Genomic DNA, 19,487 nt, shown 5'->3' on the forward strand with positions numbered 1-19,487 from the left:
TCATGCACGTGTAGCAGTCCTCAACAGATTTACGGAATTAGGTCGACCACTTACCCAAGTTACGCCTTAAATTTGGCTCAATTAGGGGCGCTTTGCATTTCAAATCTTTGTGCAACAAAGCCGTTTCAGACTATATAGGCAACTTAAGTCAATATATTATTGATATTAAGATGCCTTTATAAAAAAATTAAACGAAAATTACGATGAAGATACAGATATGATTTTAATTGGGTAATTTTATGGGTAATATATACTTTATAAATTGGGTAATCTTGTGAAAAACTATGAGTAAATATGAAAAACTAACAAATCAACCTCTAGTTGTTGTGTTGGCAGAATTCCGTTTCTCAAGCATTCTACAAATGGAAAATTACATCCCTGCATTTCAGAATTTTTTGAGACAAGATTTCCCTCTTTTTTCAACAACAGAACAACAAGAAATGATAATTGAGCAACAAGGTATACGTGTAAATAGCTCAACTGGATGGGTGTTTTTGTCAAGTAATAAAAAACGGGCAATAATTCTTGATAGAAGTCGATTAGTTATTCTCAGTAGTGAGTATGAACGCTTTCCTAATTTTTGGAATGATTGTAAAAAAGCTCTCGATTTCTTAATCCAGGAAGTTAAACCAACACTCCTATTAAGAGTAGGATTACGTTATTCTGATGCTATTATTGAAAAAAATAAAGAAGAACCTATTGAATCGTATGTTCAATCAGTAGTTTGTGAAGCTGGGAGCATGGATGGCGTAGGAGATCAGGTTCATCGGATTAATGAGACTATTTATAAAACACAAGCAGGTATTATTGCAATTAGAAGTTTATATGGCGTACTCAATTTACCTGTATGGCAAGATTTAGTTGAGTCTCCAATTACTTTTCATAAGAACACAAACTTTAGTAAAAGAATTTTATTAGATTTTGATCATTATTGGCAGCCTGAAGGAGAGACTCAATTATTTGAGTTAGACTTTATTTCAAATAAAATGGAAGAGTTACACTTAATTACTAGGAAAGCTTTCTGGGAAATTACAACTTTTGAAGGTCGGGAGGTTTGGAAATAATGGATATAGCAGCTTTCACTGTATCTACAGTACTGAACATCAGGGCATTAAGTGATCATTCGGGTTCAGTGTTTGTTCAACATGTAGTATCAGAACCTAATCACTATTCAACTGGTAGTATTTCGCCTAATTTTGCTTGGTTGGCTGAACATTCAAGAACTGGCCAAAAATATACAATTCTTAATAAGCAAACAACTATTCTTGAGCAAAATCTTGATTTCATTAAATCAACTTTTTCTTTAACAGAAGAAGAACTTGCTAAAAGTATTGGAGTTACAAGGAAAACTTTACTCAATTGGAAAAAGTACGAATCCGAACCAAATAAGGAAAAAACTCAAAAAATGTTTGAGTTATACATTCTTGCAAAGAATTGGAAGGGTGCACAGTTTCCTACAGACAACATTAAATTAAATAGTCCTGTACTAGATGGTAAGACTATTAAAGATCTGTTACAGGATTCAGATACTGATAGCGAAAAAATATTATTCGCTGGCAATCGTTTAATGCATCAATCTATTGGTGAAATTGATTTAATTTGAGGTTTGAATTGTGCGACATTGGATGGAAGAAAGTGGTTGGTTACAAGGTTGTGTTGTTAAGCCTGAAGATGTCGCCCATTTATTAGATTTAGCTGGAAAATCAGAATTATTTGCAGATGATGTTATGTTGATCGTTGCATCAGGTTCTTGTGATGTAGCCAATAGTACAGATTTAGTTATTGAGTTTTCTGTTGCTCGATATATAGATAAAGATGCTAATTTTGGTAATTTTTGCTTTAACAAAAATCCAAGGAAATTGAATTGCACTCTAGAATCTTTACAGGGAAATAAGTATGTCACTTTAATTGCTTTTGAAAAAATTAGTATAATTAAAGACAATATTCCTGTAGGAATTTTACCAAACCTGGAAATTCAATTCACTCAAGAAGAATTAAATTTCTACATTGATTGGTTAGCTTCTAGATACAAGCGCCCTGCATTTCCTACAGAGTTTGATCGTCGAATAGATTCTGAATGGAAAAAAGACAAGCGCAAAAAAGCTGTAGGAAAAGTAAGTAGTAAATTAATTGGAATATATGCAAAAGTTTATCCCGATAAAGAAATACCAAGTAATGAAAATTATTTTGTTGATTTATTGGCCTTAGTTGTACCAAATTTAGATCATAAAGATTTACAAGAAATTAATTCCATAACTGAGAAGTACAAAGAGGCATTAATTAAGGCTAAGATGAATGTGGGAGAAACAAAAACTGTGACAGAGTTTCAGGTTTCTGTTGGTACATTAAAGCAATATAAGAGATTTAATTTAGATGAATTATCATATAAAAATGATGATCCATTACCTCCAGAAATTTCGATGAATTAAGAGAGTTATATTTTACACGTTATATAAACTAGTAACACATTTTTCATTATCCCCTGTAAGGTTCGACCAAATTCTAAATAAAAACCATGATAGACGCATAAAATTAGGAGTGCGTCATGTCAGATCAAAACCAAATCGATTGGGAAAAAGGAACTATTCAAGAACCAAATCAGATAGATTGGGATAATGGTCAAATTTCACAACCTAAAGAAAAGAAAGATAAAGGTTTTCTTGGTCAAGCAAAAGATCATGCAGTTTCCTTTCTTGGCAAGGGTACGGTAGCCGTAGGTGAGGTAGCAGTCGGTCTAAGTGACATGATGTCCGATGGTGCTACAGGTAAAATACTTTCCGAAAAACTTGGTTACGACCCAAAAGCTGCCAAAAATGTAATGACAGGTTGGCAGTCTGAGCAATACCAACAACAATTAAAAGATTCTGCAAATATTGGCAATCGAAAAATTGAGGAAGGTGACGACTTCGCAACAAAGGTTGGTAAAAAATTCGACAATGCTGTTGATATAACAAAAAATGCCATCAACAACCCATCACTTATCACAAATACTGTTGCTGAATCTCTCCATTCAATGCTACTGGGTGGTGTATTAGGTCGTGCTTCTGGTATAGCCAATCCAGTTGTAGCTGGTGCTGTTGGTGAAGGAGCAGTTATGGCAGGTAGCCAAGCTGAACAAATTCGCCAAGAAACCGTAGATGGACGCTTAACCGCAGATCAATCTTTAGCAGGTGCGGCTACTGGTGCCATTGGTGGCTTGTTTGGCTATGCTGGTGGTCGTCTTGCTCAGAAAATGGGCTTATCAGATGTTGATACAGCCATGCAAACAGGGCGCTTAACCACGCAACAAGTGGGTGAGAAAATCGCTAAGACACCGATGAGTGCAATTCCAACTGCTGTGATCAAAGGTGCAATTTCAGAAGGCTTTTTAGAAGAATTACCTCAATCCGTTTCAGAGCAAATTTTACAGAACTTGGCATTAGATAAGCCTTGGCATGATGGTGTTGAAAATGCAGCAGTCATGGGTACTTTGGCTGGTATGGCAATGGGCGGTACAGTCAGTGGTGCGGGTAAAACTGGTGATTGGTGGAATAGTCGATCTGACACAGGGCCACAAGATAGCCAACAACAATCAGGTTCACCTAATTTACCATCGGCACCTCCACAATTAGGTTCAAACCCAAATAGTGCATTGACCGGTGAATATATCCCACGTGAAAATGTGCCACAGGGGGCTAATCAAGGTCGCACAGCTTTTGTTTATGATCAGCCATCAATGGGGGCTGATAACTTATTAAACAATAATGGTTTTGATCAGGGCAATGCGGCAGCTGGTAATCCAACCAGTCCAGGTACGCCACCGGCACCGAAGGGCAATTATTTTGATGATGGTTATGGCAGTGAAGCAGCCTTTGATGATTTACTGAATGCTGTACCGCCAGCCAGCCAAACGCCTTCACAGCAAATGGGGATCAATCCTAATGATGGCCCTATGTCATCTGCAGCGGCTTTGGCTGTAGATAGTGGAGTGACATCAACAGGATTATTAACTTACTCAGCTGAGCAGGAAGATGGTCAGCAATTAAGTTCTGTACCTACAGATTACCGTATTTTTTTGGGTGAAAGCCAACAGGCTGCGACGCAACCTGATTTATTGAGTTCTTTACAATCTCAGGAAAATAGCAACAGTGGTGCAGTTAGCAATAATACAAGTACAGCCACAGCATCTGATATTGAGACCGAAAAACTTGATTTAAATACACGTATTCAAGAGGCCCAACAAAAGTTTGATGCAGAAACAAGCGTGGCCCAAAAAGCCCAATTAAGACGTGAACTTAACAGTCTGAATGGTAAGTTAAAACAGGTAGAAACCCAAAAATTAAATGAACAACACAAACAAAAAATAGATGTTGCAGCGAATGAAGCTGCAACTAGTTCTGGTAATAATTTACCAGCACCTACACAAGCACAAATTGAAGCAGGCAATTATAAAAAAGGCCACATTAAGGTTCATGGTTTAGATATTGCTATTGAAAGTCCGCGTGGCTCCACACGTAGTGGTAAAAACCCTGATGGTAGTGACTGGTCACACACGATGAGTGACCATTATGGTTATATCAAAAAAACCAAAGGGGCAGACCAAGAACAGTTAGATGTGTATGTAGGCAAGAACCCTGAATCAGAACGTGTCTTTATCGTTGATCAATTAAATCAAGATAATGATCAATTTGATGAGCATAAAATTATGCTTGGGTATCAAAGTCTAGAAGAGGCTGAGCAGGCGTATAAATCTAATTTTGATCCAGGATGGAAAGTTGGTCCTATTCGTTCATTATCAAAAGATGAGTTTAAAAGCTGGTTGGATAATGATGATACCGTGCGTCCAGTCAGTGAAAAAGTTCAGCCTAAATCAGATCGTATTGCTGATAAAAAGGAAGTTGTGACTACAGCAACTGGACGTTCATTTGAGGTTCAGCATAAGTTAGTGGAAGCTGCTGATTTAATCACATCAAATAATCCTAATGGACAAATTAATCCTAATTATCCTCAAGAGTTACAACCAAGAGACCGTACTCGCGCTGCGTCACAAATGCAAATTACGGAAATTGCGAATCAGTTAAATCCATTATTGCTTGGTGAAAACCCGAATGCTTCTGATGGAGCACCAATTGTTTCAGTGGAAAACATTGTTGAAAGTGGTAATGGTCGTTCTATGGCGATTACTAAAGCATATATGGAAGGCAAGGCAGAGCATTATCGACAGTGGTTGAAAGAGCAGGGATATAACACTGATGGTATGACAGCGCCTGTATTAGTACGTGAACGTATTACACCAATGACTTCTGCAGAACGTATTGCTTATACAGGTGAGGCAAACCAACGTTCCACACTTGAGCTAAGCGATAGTGAACAGGCGAAATCCGATGCTGCAAAATTAGGTTCTATTTTGCATCAGTTTTATGGTGGGGAAATTGACTCTGCACAGAATAGAAACTTTGTTAAATCCTATGTCAATGGAATTGCATCATCGAATGAGCGAGGTAGCTTATTAGGTGCAGATGGTGTTTTGACCCAAAAAGGTTTACGTCGTATTCAAGCATCCTTGGTTGCACGTGCCTATGGTGATCAAACTTTGATTTCTGATTTGTTTGAAAGTTCTGACAGTAATATTAAGGCGATTGGTGGTGTCTTAATGGATGTTTCAGGGTTCTGGGCAAATATGCTTGAAATGGTTGATCAGGGTGTCATTTCAAAAGATGTAGATATTACGGCCAACTTATTGGAAGCTGTAAATCTTATTAAAAAGGCACGTAGAGAAGGTCGATCTGTTTTTGATTTAATGAATCAAAGTGATATTTTTTCAGGTGAAATTGATCAAGTTACACAAGACTTTCTAAGAATCTTTTACTCAGGTGATAAACTGACTCGTGCAAGAAGCCGTGAGAAAGTTGCCACTGCACTTAAATACTATATTGATAATGCACTTTCCACTAAATCAGGTGTCAACTTGTTTGGTGAGAATGACCCTACTGGCGCAGAAATTTTAAGGACTACACATGAACAAGTCAGACGACAAGAAACCGAAAAGCAACAAGACATCTTCACTAGCCCGCAACCTAATGAACCAGACACTGGCACAGTTGGCGGTGGACGATCAGGACGAGGAGCTATTGCAGGAAGTGAAACAGCGCAAGAACAATCAGAGCCTACAAAAGCCTTAAAGAAGACAGCTCCAACATCTGAAAAAGAAACGATTCAAGATTTTGGTGAAAAAATTGGTGGTGCTCGTAAAGATACTTCAGTGAAGACTGGCCCCAAAACCTCTGGCACTACTACAAAGGACAATCGTCCAACTTGGGCCAAGCGATTTGAGATTACTGAAATTGCTGCCTCAAGTAATCCAAATGAAGTTGGTAAATGGATTATCACGGATACAAGAAAAAAGGATTGGAAGGGGAATGCCAAGCAACTAGGCAAACAATTTTTTGATTCCCAAAAAGATGCTGAACTTGCACTACCAATTCTAGCTGTAGCTCAAAAGCATCGTGTGTGGGCTGCTGGAAAAGATAGCTTTTCTATCTATCGTGAAATTAGTGATCGGAAGCGCGTTAAAGTTGTCGAACAAGAATTTCAAACACGTGAAGATGCTATGAAATATATGGCAATCCATGCGATTGAAATTCTAGAAACCAATACAACTTTTGGGGAAATTGATCTTCCTCGACCTGAAAATACGGTAAGAAAAGGACTAGATCGCCGTAAAGGTGATGCTAAAGATGCCGATTTTATTCGTGTGTTTGGTTTCCGTGGTGTTGAATTTGGGAACTGGAATAATCAGGCAGAACGCCAAGAGCTATTAAATGATGCCTTTGATGGTCTCATGGACTTGGCTGAGATTTTAAATATCCCACCTGCAGCAATTAGCTTAAATGGGGAACTCGCTTTAGCGTTTGGTGCTAGAGGGCAAGGATTAAGTGGTGCAAAAGCGCACTATGAACCTGAACGTGCTGTGATTAACTTGACCAAATTGAATGGCGCAGGTTCATTAGCTCATGAATGGTGGCATGCACTAGATCACTATTTTGGTCGACAAGATGGCAAAGCCCCATCTGAATGGGTAACGAATGCGGATGGCAGTCGATCATTAAAGATTGCAAAACACTTTGAAGATATGAGCGTCACTTCTGGATTCTCTTATAAATCAAATGTTCGTGAAGATGTGCAAGAAGCCTATAAACAATTGGTACAGACAATTTTTAGAAAATCTGAAAACTATATTGAAGATACTGTTAAGGTTGAAAGCTTCGTTAGTTCTGCGAGAAACAACTTAAAAGATCAATTAGATAAGTTACGTGCTGATCTTAATCGTGAGCTTGATCCTAAATATTACAAGCGCTTTAACAAAGCTGCCTCAGCTGAACAGCTGGCTGAGTTTGATACGGTTGCTGAGTTATTGCTTACAGGTACGGCACTTACTACGGAAATACGTCACAACAATAATAAGAATAGTCGAAATATATTTAGTGGTGCACGTTGGTCTAATGATGCCCTAGATAAATTAAGTGTGATTTATAAATCTGTCCGTGGTAGATCAGGGTTTAATGCTGAACAAAAGGGTGTACTAGACCGATTACGTCAATACATGAATACCTATGCCCAACGCCTCAAACTATTGGCAGAAGCTCAAAATGGTACAGAGAAAGCGAAAATGATACCAACGGATTTTGCTATGAACGCAAAAGAGTTAGATCAGGGACGCGGTACAGATTATTGGATTACTACTCCTGAAATGACAGCACGTGCATTCCAAGGGTATGTAGAAGATAAAATTTCTCAAAATAGTGGCTACAGTCCGTTTCTGAATTTTGGCCCTGAGAGTGCTGCGATTTTTACCCCATGGGGTTTTAAGCGACCATTTCCTACTGGTACAGAACGAAAAGCAATCAATGCAAAGTTTTCTGATTTGGTTGATACACTAAAAACAGAAGAAACAGAAACAGGGATTAAACTTTATAGTCGTGACAAATTAAAACCTGATAACGAGCGTAGAGGTGCTTCACCATTAGACACGACCTTTACTCCCTTATCCGTTGTCAGTGCTACTCGTAGAGTCCTTTCTATTCTTCAACATCTCAAAATGTCCGCTACACAAGATGCGTCTTCTAGGGGGCGTATCAATGTCAGTCTTAATAATAGGATCGGGGTCAACAAAGTCGGGAATGTGAATTCCAATGGGTTTAGTGTTCAGGTTATTTCTAGTTTTAGCGATCTTCCGAAAGTCATACAAAATGATGCAACCTACAAAGATGAAAATGGCAAAACCCAAAATTATGATGTAAGCGGTGTTTGGCATGATGGCACGCTCTATGTGGTTGCTGATCAGGTTTATGGGGATAGCAATAAACAGCTTACTACATTTGATGCTTATGAGGAATTATTAACCCATGAAATTGTTGGGCATTTTGGTGTTCAAAAGCTATTTGGAAATGAGTATAAGACCAAATTTCAACAACTATTTAATGCTCTGGGTAAGCTTGAGGGTATTCGTAAAATAGCAAAAGATAATGGCGTGGATATGCAGCAATTTGAAAGTGCATATATTGAACCATACACTCAAGGTGTTAAAGATGAAATTTATACCGAATCAGATGTTCAGCAAGCTTTGGTTTCTGAGCTATTTGCCTTTATCGCTCAAAATGCCAAGTCACGTCCTTTTGTGCGTCAAAAGCTAAAAGAAGTTATTGGATATATTCGTCAGTGGTTCCGTGATCGTGGCTTTGATAAATTCCTTTCACGTTACAATGATGCCGATTTGATGATGTTTTTGTCAGAAGCTCGTAAGGCTGTAGTTGATCGAAGCTATTTTGGTAAATATAAAAATCAAGAATTTTCATCTAAGAACAATTCTGATACTCCACTTTATAGCCGTCGCACTAAAAGTAATTCAGGTTCTACAACTCAACAAGTACGAGACGTGTTGATTGATCGTTTTGGTAAAGAGACCATTGATGAGCTTGAACGACAAGGTAAGCTTGAGATTATTCAGGATTATCAGGTTGAAGGTGTTGAGGGCTTCTATTACAACGGTAAAGCGGTACTCGTTGCATCGAATCTGACTGCTGAAAGCACAGTGCCAACATTCTTACATGAGTTGGGTGGTCATGCAGGTTTTCAGAATATGATGACTCAAAAGCAATATAATGAATTGATGAATCAATTTAATAAATTGGTTGAGCAGGGTAATCCTGTTGCTTTAGCTGCAAAGATGCTTGCAGAACGTGAACAAGGCTCTGAACGTCAGCAGCTTGAATATTTACCATATTTATTAACCCTTTCATCTACTATGCAACAACGTAATGTGATTCAACGGAATGCACTGCAAAAGTTGATTAACAATATTGTTTCGTATGTAAAAGCATGGGTATTTGATAATTTTGGTATCAATCTTAATTTGAATCCTGATGATATGCTTGCATTATCAGAGCGTATGATTGGGCAAATTAAACATCAATCATCATTGGATTTAATTCGTCAAAAATATCATGGTACAAATCAATGGATGACAGCACCAAACGGTGCAAAGACACATCTTTCAGAACAACAATGGTTACAAGTCCGGACACCAGAATTTAAGAAATGGTTTGGCGATTGGGAAAATGATGCAGCAAATGCTTCACAGGTATTAGATGAAAATGGGGAGCCTAAGGTTGTTTATCATGGTACTGCCACCGAGTTTAATGAATTTAAGCAGGGTCATGGCTTATTGGGAGATGGTATTTACTTAACTGATAGCTTTGATACAGCAGACGTATATGCCAATATCCGTGGGGAAAATGGCTTTGTTCTTCCATTGTTTGTAAACATTCGGAATGCGTTCAAAACTACAGGTAATGTTTCACGTGATGAATTTGTAGAAGCGACAACTTCTGGGAAATATCAGGGAATTGTTCATCAGTTTGAAAATCAAGAATATATTGTTGCGTTAGAGCCTAATCAAGTAAAAATGGCTGAGGGGAATACAGGCACATTTAATAGTGAAAGTTCAGATATTAGATTTAGTCGAAGTTCTAACTATGATGATATTACCAAACGTATCGCTAATGGGTTTAAAAATTTACCCAAAATAGGTGACTGGATTAATAAAAAAGGTGTCGATTGGTTGAAAATCGGATTAGGCTTATTGAGTCGTCGGCATTTAACGGAGGTTTACGGAAAACTACTTCCACCACTAAACAAATATAATGAACTAGCTGCTCAAATGGATGCTGATAAAAATGATATAGCTGCTAATGCAGATAATATTGTGCGTGAGTGGTCTAAATTAAAGGATGAAGAAGCTTTAGCAAATGTAATGCATGATGCAACTTTAGCTCAAATTGACCCTGCTAAACCATACCAACAGGGGGATAACAAAGTTAAATATCAGCAATTGATTCATGCCTATAATAATTTATCTCCTGAAGCTCAAGCAATGTATAAAAAAGCCAGGAATGCCTATAGTGGGCATTATGCCAAAGTTCGTGAAGCGATTAGAGAACGCATTTTGCGATCAGCTTTAAGCAGCCAGAAAAAAGCTGATTTGCTAAAAAATATCGAGGGTTCTTTTGGTCAAATTAAAGGTGTCTATTTTCCTTTAGCTCGTTTTGGTAAATACGTGGTGGTACTGCGAAACCAAAATGGTGAGGCTGAGGTTGTTAGTCGTGCTGAAACTAAAAATGAAGCTGAATCGGTTCGTGCAGAGTTAATAAAAAAATATCCACAATATAAGGCTGATGACGTAAAAAAAGATGCGGAGTTCAATGCAAGTCGTGACAGCGTTGGTCGTGGATTCATGTCTGATCTTTTTGATGAAGTTGGAAACCTAGGTTTAGATAAAAACGCTCAAGCGGATTTTGAAGATACTTTAAGTCAACTATATCTATCATCTATGCCTGATTTATCCTGGGCAAAACATGGTATCCATCGAAAGGGTACTGCTGGATTCAGTCAGGATGCTCGTCGTGCATTTGCTCAACATATGTTTAGTGGTGCAAATTATTTAGGAAAATTGCGTTATGGGGATCAGTTAGCTCAACAAATTGATGATATGAAAAAGTATTCTAATGAGCAATTTAACAAGGGTATTGGTTATGACCAGAATTCTGCTAGTGATGTCATTGATGAAATGGAAAAAAGACATGAGCTTTTAATGAATCCTAAAGGGAATCCATTATCAAGTTTTCTCACAAGTGTTGGTTTCATGTATTACATGGGTTTATCTCCTGCTGCAGCTATGGTCAACCTATCTCAGACAGCGTTGATCGCTTATCCTCTTATGGGGGCAAAATGGAACTATGACAAAGCAGGAAAAGAACTCCTTAAAGCATCTAAGGATTTCGCTAAAGGTGTTGAATTCAATGTACCTGATTTTTCAAGCCTAGAAAGTTTCAAAAATAGTATTGGTGATGTTTATAGTCCAAATATTGATAAAGTGATAAAAGGGCTTGAGCTAGATGCTTACAATGAAGCCGTAAAGCGTGGTGTTATTGATGTTACACAAGCACATGACTTAGCAGGTATTGCTCAAGGGGAAGACAGTAAAGTAATGTGGTATTTCCGACCAGCAATGCGTTTGGCAAGTGGCATGTTTCATCATGCAGAGCGTTTTAACCGTGAAGTAACTTTTATTGCAGCCTATCGTCTTGCTAGTCAAGCTGGGGCTACTCAAACAGAAGCATTTGAACAAGCTATGGATATGGTTTATAGAGGGCATTTTGACTATTCGAGTGGTAACAGAGCACGTTATATGCAAGGTAATGTTGCAAAAGTTCTTTTACTGTTTAAACAATATGCTCAGAATATGATTTATACCTTGGTGCGTAATGCTCACCAGTCAATTTATGCACTTGACCCTAAAGATCAAAAAGAAGCTCGACGTGCTTTGGCTGGTATTTTAGGTATGCATGCTTTAGCTGCTGGTGCGATTGGTTTACCAATTACAGGTATGTTGGCGACAGCATCCTTATTGATTGCCAAGAAAAGCAAACTTGGAGCAGTTGCATTTGGTGTAGCAGCATTGGCTGCACTCGCATCAGGTGGTGATGACGATGATCCCTATGAATTAGAAATTGTAATTCGAAATTGGTTGGCAGATATTCATCCTAAATTTGCTGATTTAGTATTTGGTGGTGTGCCTCGTGCATTCAGCCCAGTGGATTTATCAGGTCGAGTTGGTCTAAACAACTTAATTTTTCCTGATGTTCAAGATGGGCTTGAAGGTGCTGATTGGGCTAAAGCAATGCAATCGGCATTACTGGGACCTGTAGTAGGAATTGGAACAAATATTGCAAAAGGCTTTCAGGAAATCAATGATGGTGATTATGGTCGTGGTATAGAAACCATGTTACCAGTGGTACTAAAGAATGCAATGAAATCTATGCGTTTTGCAAATGAGGGTGTATTAACTAAAAATAAGGATGTGATTCATAATGAAGAAGTGACAGCGGTTGAGTTGTTTTCTCAAGCTATTGGTTTTTCTCCTTCCGATATTAAGACTTCAATGGAGGGGAGTTCAGCAATTTATAAATATAAAACCAAACTTTCAAAACATCGCAGCGAATTAATGCATAATTGGGTTGTTGCTAGGCAGAATGATGATAGTGATGGAATGGATAAGGCATGGGCTGAAATTTTAAAATTTAATGAAAATGTCAGTGAGAAAAATCCAAAAATGCGGATTAATCGCATGAACCTTATGCAAAGCTATAAAGCTACTGAGCGTAAAGCAAAAGAAACTGGTGATGGAGGTGTATACCTTACTAAACGGCAGAAAGGTGCTGAGGAGCAAGGTGGGTTTGCTTTCGATCGTTAATTCAGTTGGATTAAAAAAGCCGACATTAAGTCGGCTTTTTCGTTGTAATTTATATATAAGTATTTGTTTAAAAAAAAGTTGCAGGATCTTTAAATTGCATCCACGATTGGATACAAAAACGGTCAGTACTTGAGCAGGATTGTTCATCAAACTCCTCAAGCGTGATTACTGTACAGTACTTTCCTGATGGTATTTTTAGATTTTTTTCATCTTTAGAAACAATATTCTCTACATTATAATTAACTTTAAGTTGGTTCGTAGAAGCTGAGCCATCGCCATTGAAGTTAGGAAAATACTCTCCTATAACGTAGCCATTCAAACTAGATCCTGAATAAGATTCAGACACAGCATACAAACGAATACGCAATGAACCTGAATATGAATCATTTTGCAAATTTGAATCTGCGTATTTAACTCCCCATGTTACTTGGGTTTTTACTGGATTGTTGTCAGATAGTTTGTAACTTATAGGTCCATAAAACTCCAGCCCTTTGGGTGATGAGCCTGAGTTTTCTCCACAAGTTAATGAAGAAGATGAAGGGGTAATTATTCCATTTTTCCAATCTATTTCATTTACTTGGTTAGCTTTTTGCTGTTGAGGGTTGTTTTCAGGAATAAGTAGAATTAAGAAAATACAAACAATAAAAACACTAAAGCCAATTAATAATGGAGCACCCCATGATTTTCTTGTATAACGATCACCAAATTTCTCTTTAACATATTTTGCTTGTTTCTTACCGATTGAAAAGTACCATGCCACCAAGACAAAAAAACCAAGTCCTAAAATAGATAAAATTATTGATGAAATAAACCAAGTTTTAGAGGATTTAGCTTTATCATTATCACCCAACGCTTCCCAATTTTTCATGTGGAGATATGCCCCAAAAGCTGGGCTGAACAACAAACTCCAGTTCGCAGCAGCATTAGGATTCCACAATTCCATTTGTTGCTGTCTTGGTGATAATGATTCTTTTTGAATTTTTTGTGAAAATTGAGTATTTTGATTTTCTAATTTATTGCCACAATTACTACAAAATCTCGCACTATCTACATTCTGTTGTCCGCATTGATTGCAAAACATATCCCCACCAAAACTTTAATAATTATCTGAAATCACGATAGTTTAATTTTACAGCAGTATCAACCCCCTGTAAGGTTCGCTAAATAACCGCCTTTAAATAAAACTCTACGAAATAAAGTAGAGTTTTATTTCGGGGCAAGTTATGCAAGAAAACACAATTCCATGGATCATCAAAGTTGTGCCTGCCGTAGTGGGGGCTATTCTTGCCCTGGTATTAAGTGGTGACATTGATAAAAACGGAAAAATTCAAGTTTCTTTGGGTGTTATAGGCAAGTTTTTATTCAGCGTTTCAGTCAGCCTTTATGGCGGTTCAGCATTTATTGAGTATTACGAATTATCCAAATATTCTCACATGGCTCAAGGCTTTGTGATGCTTATGTTTGCAGTTTTTGGATTATTAGGGATTGGCATTCTTTATCAATCGATTGCCCTCATGAAAGGCAAACCCTTACCTGAAGTCATCTTTGAGATTAAGTCTGCATTTGCTGCGATTTGGGGAAGTCGGAAGGGAGGATCAGGCGATGAGTAATCAAAGCCCAGAATTATCCTGGATGCAAGAAGCTTATAAACACAATGGTTTAAAAGAAAATACCAGTAAAACGCAACATAACCCAACAGTTCTGAATTGGCTAAAAGAGCTAAAGGCATGGTGGTCAGAAGATGAGACTCCATGGTGTGGTGTATTCGTTGCTATTTGTTTAAAGCGTGCTGGTATTGAATATCCTCCTACATTCTATCGTGCACTGGCATATCGTAACGATAAGAAAAAATTAGCCAAGCCGGCCTATGGTTGTATTGCTACCAAAACTCGACAAGGCGGTGGTCATGTATTTTTTGTAGTCGGCAAAACATCATCTGGAAAAATTGTAGGTTATGGGGGGAATCAAAATAACTCGGTGAGCTATGCACTATTCGACCCATCCGATCTTGAATACTACTGGTATGGCAAAACCAATGCACCGGCAGCATTACGTTATAACTTGCCATTAATTAAAAACGTTTCAGCAACGAAGGTGACAGAAGCATGAATGTAATTGATGCATTTCTTGCTCCATTTTATAAATGGATCATCCTAGCCTTACTGGTCTTTATTTTAGGTTATGCCTGGTATGCCAATGGTCTTGCTGGTGATTTACGTACAGCACAAAGCGACTGCGATGCACGTGTAGAAAAAGAACTTAAACCGTATAAAGATGCTGAAAAGGCGGCTCAAGCCAATGCAAGTAAAGTGAGTGAAGAATATGAAGAAGCAAAACAAGCTGAGCGTGTGCGCACAGAGATTATTAATACTCAAGTCGAAAAAATCATTGAGCGTCCTGTGTATAGTGACGTGTGCTTTGATGCTGATGGCGTGTCAGTGGCAAACGAAGCCGCAACCACAACCACTACAGATTCCAGCTAATTTAAAGCAGGAGTGTCCTGAATTAAGAAAACTTGAATCAGGCACCGGGGCAGAAGTACTACGTGTGATGGTCGATGATCGACGTAAATATGTAGAATGTGCTCAAGGTAAAAAGGCATTGATTGATGCTGTAGAAAAGCCATCGAAATGATGGCTTTTTGATTATTTGGAATAAGACGTATCACAAGTTTGAACTATCCGGAAATTCCGGATAGTTCAAGAGTAACATCAATGTTACTTAGTCAAGTTTAAATCAAGCAAATCATAAGTTTAAATATCTGAAAAAATGTCAAAGCATTTCATTTGTTTATCAAAAACTTAAATCTTAAATAAGTTGAATTGTGCTAATCATTATGTCGAACTAAGAAAGATTTCTTCTTAGTTAAGCAAGCAACAATCAAGCATTTCGATATATTGCTCGACATGGTACCTTTATTTGTGAGGGCACCATCAGCATATTTTAATTATGGTGAGATAGGCTTTATTTAATTCGATCTAAATAACGACTATATGTGATCCATTTACACTTTTCACATTGCCACTGACTACGAACATCTAGGCAATTGATCTGATCATCATGAATAGTTCGAATCAATTTGTAATCATGCTTGCAAAAAATAGATCTAATAATTTTCTTAATCATATCCCACCACTTTTTAACTGAACTCTTTAAACCCAACTCACATCCCATACCTATATACAGCAACGGTGCAGAGTGGAATTAAGTAAGGTATACAGCTTTCCCCAATATAAAAAAAAGCCCACTACAGGAAAGACAGCGTGGGCTTATAAACAATAGCCATGGAGTAGGCAATTGAGAAACTACAGCTAGTTTCTGTTGGCTATTTTGTACACTATTCAAATAATATTCAGTGGCGGAATATACCAAAAATTAAAATAATGCTAATCAAATCAAATTATTAGCTTATCTTAATTTATACTTTATTAAATATTAAAAGCCTTCAATGAATGGATTTTAGTGTTGAGTTAATTCAATCACCAATAGTACCAAGTACTGGAATCATTTTAGGTCCGGCTAAACGTGCTTTGCTCACAATCTCAACTAACTCATCATAAGTTAAATTGAATGAGTCCTCGCTATCAAAAATATAAACAACATTTTTATCTTTTAGTTCATCTGGCGTTTCAGGAACAAAACGCGCGGGGATTAATTGCTGTGTTAACTGTTGATCAGTCAATGTTGGAATGTTTTTAATGTTTCCGTCGAATTTTTGCATGAGTTATAGGTCTCTATTTACGAATCAGTTTAGTCTGATCAAAATTACAATATTTAGTGATATCAAACCATGTTTTCATACTAGTTTCCCACTTATAGACTCGATCATTTTCCAGTTTTAAAACATCCAGTCCATTCAGGTTAAAGTGAGTCGTATCTGCAGGTAGTTGATCCCAGCTCATACTGGCATTTTCAGTAAACCAGTTTTCCCACTGATTCTGAATATACGGAACAACAAAATTTTGCTGCACATCGTTCCAGGCAAATATATTTTGAACACTAGATTTCTCTTTATACATATCAATTACGCTTTTAGTTGGCCTAAATGACTTTATGAACTGGTCTAAAAGTTCCTTAACAAAGGCATATTCAGTATTGATGATATCTGGTGTTTCTACTTGTGCTAATGATAGTTCTGCTTCGGCAATATCTTCTGCAGCAACATATCGTTGTTTTAAAGCAAACTGTGAATAGTTATCATCGTATTGCTGTTGAGCAAATTTAATAGCAGCAGGGTAGTCCAATCGCGCTCCGCGTTTTCGTAGGTTCACGTAGCGTTTAAGACTATTCCAGGAGCTATGTAATGTGATGGTCTGTAATTGTGGAATAGTCAGTCCATCTTCGGCGTAACGTGTTGCAGCTTCATGGCGTAAATCATGGAAGCGTAAATCCTGGATACCCAAAATTTTGCATGCTCTCCGGAAATAGTCAGAAACAGTTTGAACATTTACAGGCAGTAGCAATTTTTCGCTGTAACCAAGTTCCAGCATTCGTCTACGTGTATTAGGTTCTAATAATTCATTAATCATTAACAGTGCATTAGGCTCAAGGTGTGCAAATTTATGATTACCTTTTGAACCGTCTGGATTCTTAACGTCGCGTATTTTCCACTGGTTATTTTTTTTATCAAAATCATCAAGGCGCATTTCACATAGCTCGCCTTCACGTCTACCGGTATAGATGGCCAGCCACATCACCAGGTGCATTGGTACCGCATTACGTACACGTTTCCATCCCTTATAAAAATGATTGGTGAGCAATTGAAGTTCTTCAGATGTGACTAAACGATCACGCTCTTTTGACTTGGTGACAATACGTGCCTTTTTTAAGCCAATCAGAGCCTGAGATATTTCATTTTTGGTATTCGCTACATTTTCGCCCCAAACCAATTCTGCATGGTTAAGTATGCTTGAAATGTGGGATAGGTCTTTCAATACAGTAGATGGGCTTACGCCATCTTTCATTTGCATTGGGTCACCTTTTCTACGTTCTAACGCAAAAGATGAAAAATCTTGACGTGAAAGGGTATAAGCGTCCTTTTGTGTAATATCATACGCACAGATATTATTCAGTGCAGAAACCTTGGTATCAGCAAATTCATCGCCAATTTCTTCAATGTATTGCTTAATGAATTGTTCCAGCGTTTTTGAGACAGTCTTTGCTTCTGGATCCAGCATAGTTGGATTGACGAGTATTTCAGCCTCAATACGTTTGATCCATTCTTTGGCTTGGGATTCTTTGGGAAATGTTCTTGTTTTGATGAATGGCGGTAAGCCTTTACGGTTTATTCGTATTTGTGCCCGGTAACGCGACTTTCCGTCTGCTGTTTTTCGTTCTGCAATTGTGCCCATGATTTACGCCAAGATATTAATTACGCCATAGGGCGGATTATGGCGTAAAATAGGCGCAAAGAATAGTTTAGATTGTTGAAGAATGTTTGAAATTGTTTGAGAATATGGGAAATGAAAAATTGAGTAAAAACAAAGTAATTGAAGAATTGTTTGATAAATCAAAGCATTCCCCTATTTTTGTCGCGCCGATGGCAGGTGTTACGGATCGTCCTTTCCGGACGTTGTGTAAATATTTTGGTGCAGGCCATGCCGTCAGTGAAATGATGACTTCGGACCAGACCTTACGTATGAGCAAGAAAAGTCTGTACCGTGCCAATTTTGACGGCGAACTGGCGCCTATCTCTGCGCAGATTGCCGGTTCTGAACCCGGCGAGCTGGCAGAAGCGGCACGCTATCAGGTGGCGAATGGTGCACAAATTGTCGATATCAATATGGGATGCCCGGCCAAAAAAGTCTGTAATAAATTAGCAGGTTCTGCATTATTAAAAGATGAAGATCTGGTGGCACGAATTCTAGATACGGTAGTTGCGGCAGTCGATGTGCCTGTGACTTTAAAAACCCGTTTAGGATATCTAAATGGGCATGAAAATATCCTGCGGGTTGCCAAGCGTGCTGAAGAAGCCGGGATTGCTGCATTGGCACTGCATGGCCGTACCCGTGAAGATATGTACTTGAATACAGCACGTTATTCTTTGATTAAAGAAGTCAAAGAAATGTTGAATATTCCTATTATCGCCAATGGTGATATAGACAGTCCTGAAAAAGCCAAATATGTGCTCGATTATACGGGTGCGGATGCTGTGATGATTGGACGTGCAGCACAAGGTCGTCCCTGGATTTTCCGTGAAATAGCACATTATTTAAAAACAGGTGAACAGCTGGCTGCACCCAGTATTGCTGAAGTGAAAGATGTGTTATTGGGACATTTATCTGAACTTTATGATTTCTATGGTGAATACTCAGGTTGCCGTATTTCTCGTAAACATATTGCCTGGTATACCAAAGGTTTACGTTCAAGCAATGAATTCCGCCAGAATATGTATAAGGTTGAAAGCACGGCCGAGCAGTTTAATGTCGTAGAAGATTATTTTAACCAGCTTCTTGCTCAGGGGGAAATTATGAGTGATGTGCAGGTGGAGCAGGTTAACCTGCTTGAAACCAAATAGCCTTTTATTCGTTTTCTATTCCATGTTTCAAATAGGTCACTGCTCTTTATTTTTAGGACTTACGCACTATTACTTATAGATTCTCTGTGGTAGCAGATGATTTTTATCGAGAATAAAGTCATCAATGAAGTTTTTGATAATTGGTCTAAATAATTTCTTCTGCCAACGATATATATTTTC

At 38.0% G+C, this 19,487-nt stretch carries 10 protein-coding genes and 2 pseudogenes; 8 read left to right on the forward strand and 4 right to left on the reverse strand.

Going from position 1 to position 19,487, the window contains the following annotated elements; translation table 11 throughout:
• Nucleotides 1–284: 284 nt before the first annotated feature.
• The 4 genes from FTT87_RS13470 to FTT87_RS13485 all read left to right on the forward strand — a co-directional run bounded on the left by FTT87_RS13470 (nt 285) and on the right by FTT87_RS13485 (nt 12,790).
• The gene (locus FTT87_RS13470) at nt 285–1,064 is read left to right on the forward strand and encodes a TIGR04255 family protein (protein ID WP_180174994.1); all 780 of its coding nucleotides are present in this window, start codon (nt 285–287) and stop codon (nt 1,062–1,064) included.
• On the forward strand, nt 1,064–1,603 hold the full coding sequence (locus FTT87_RS13475; protein WP_180174995.1) for a hypothetical protein: 540 nt from the start codon (nt 1,064–1,066) through the stop codon (nt 1,601–1,603). Before FTT87_RS13470 ends, FTT87_RS13475 begins: the two co-directional genes overlap by 1 nt.
• 22 nt (nt 1,604–1,625) lie before the next feature.
• Nucleotides 1,626–2,429 (forward strand): hypothetical protein, encoded by an 804-nt coding sequence (locus FTT87_RS13480; protein ID WP_180174996.1) that lies wholly within the window; start codon nt 1,626–1,628, stop codon nt 2,427–2,429.
• Between the two features lie 116 nt (nt 2,430–2,545).
• The gene (locus FTT87_RS13485; RefSeq protein WP_180174997.1) at nt 2,546–12,790 is read left to right on the forward strand and encodes a PLxRFG domain-containing protein; all 10,245 of its coding nucleotides are present in this window, start codon (nt 2,546–2,548) and stop codon (nt 12,788–12,790) included.
• Nucleotides 12,791–12,857: 67 nt separating this feature from the next.
• Here the strand turns inward: FTT87_RS13485 and FTT87_RS13490 are convergent, their stop codons facing one another.
• The gene (locus tag FTT87_RS13490; RefSeq protein ID WP_180174998.1) at nt 12,858–13,871 is read right to left on the reverse strand and encodes a zinc-ribbon domain-containing protein; all 1,014 of its coding nucleotides are present in this window, start codon (nt 13,869–13,871) and stop codon (nt 12,858–12,860) included.
• Nucleotides 13,872–14,013: 142 nt separating this feature from the next.
• On the opposite strand from FTT87_RS13490, the gene FTT87_RS13495 reads away from it, so the two are divergent.
• The 3 genes and pseudogenes from FTT87_RS13495 (at nt 14,014) to FTT87_RS13505 (ending at nt 15,273) form a co-directional block, all read left to right on the forward strand.
• Nucleotides 14,014–14,400 (forward strand): hypothetical protein, encoded by a 387-nt coding sequence (locus FTT87_RS13495; protein ID WP_180174999.1) that lies wholly within the window; start codon nt 14,014–14,016, stop codon nt 14,398–14,400.
• A 10-nt stretch (nt 14,401–14,410) separates the two neighbouring features.
• A pseudogene (locus tag FTT87_RS13500) lies at nt 14,411–14,899 on the forward strand (TIGR02594 family protein); the annotation flags it as partial.
• Nucleotides 14,896–15,273 carry a hypothetical protein gene (locus FTT87_RS13505; protein ID WP_180175000.1) on the forward strand — a complete coding sequence of 126 codons (378 nt, stop codon included), beginning with the start codon at nt 14,896–14,898 and terminating at the stop codon, nt 15,271–15,273. The pseudogene FTT87_RS13500 and the gene FTT87_RS13505, both read left to right, overlap by 4 nt.
• A gap of 992 nt (nt 15,274–16,265) precedes the next feature.
• On the opposite strand, the gene FTT87_RS13510 is transcribed toward FTT87_RS13505, so the two are convergent.
• Together FTT87_RS13510 and FTT87_RS13515 are read right to left on the reverse strand one after the other, a co-directional pair.
• The gene (locus FTT87_RS13510) at nt 16,266–16,511 is read right to left on the reverse strand and encodes a hypothetical protein (protein WP_180175001.1); all 246 of its coding nucleotides are present in this window, start codon (nt 16,509–16,511) and stop codon (nt 16,266–16,268) included.
• A gap of 13 nt (nt 16,512–16,524) precedes the next feature.
• The gene (locus FTT87_RS13515; RefSeq protein ID WP_180175002.1) at nt 16,525–18,141 is read right to left on the reverse strand and encodes a tyrosine-type recombinase/integrase; all 1,617 of its coding nucleotides are present in this window, start codon (nt 18,139–18,141) and stop codon (nt 16,525–16,527) included.
• 119 nt (nt 18,142–18,260) lie between these two features.
• Here FTT87_RS13515 and dusB point away from each other — a divergent pair, with 119 nt between their 5' ends.
• Entirely contained in the window at nt 18,261–19,307 is a 1,047-nt protein-coding gene (gene dusB, locus FTT87_RS13520) for a tRNA dihydrouridine synthase DusB (RefSeq protein ID WP_180175003.1), read from the forward strand.
• Nucleotides 19,308–19,376: 69 nt separating this feature from the next.
• Here dusB and FTT87_RS13525 read toward each other — a convergent pair.
• Nucleotides 19,377–19,487: pseudogene (locus tag FTT87_RS13525) on the reverse strand (IS701 family transposase); the annotation flags it as partial.

Source organism: Acinetobacter sp. YH01022, from assembly GCF_013420235.1.
Classification (GTDB): domain Bacteria; phylum Pseudomonadota; class Gammaproteobacteria; order Pseudomonadales; family Moraxellaceae; genus Acinetobacter.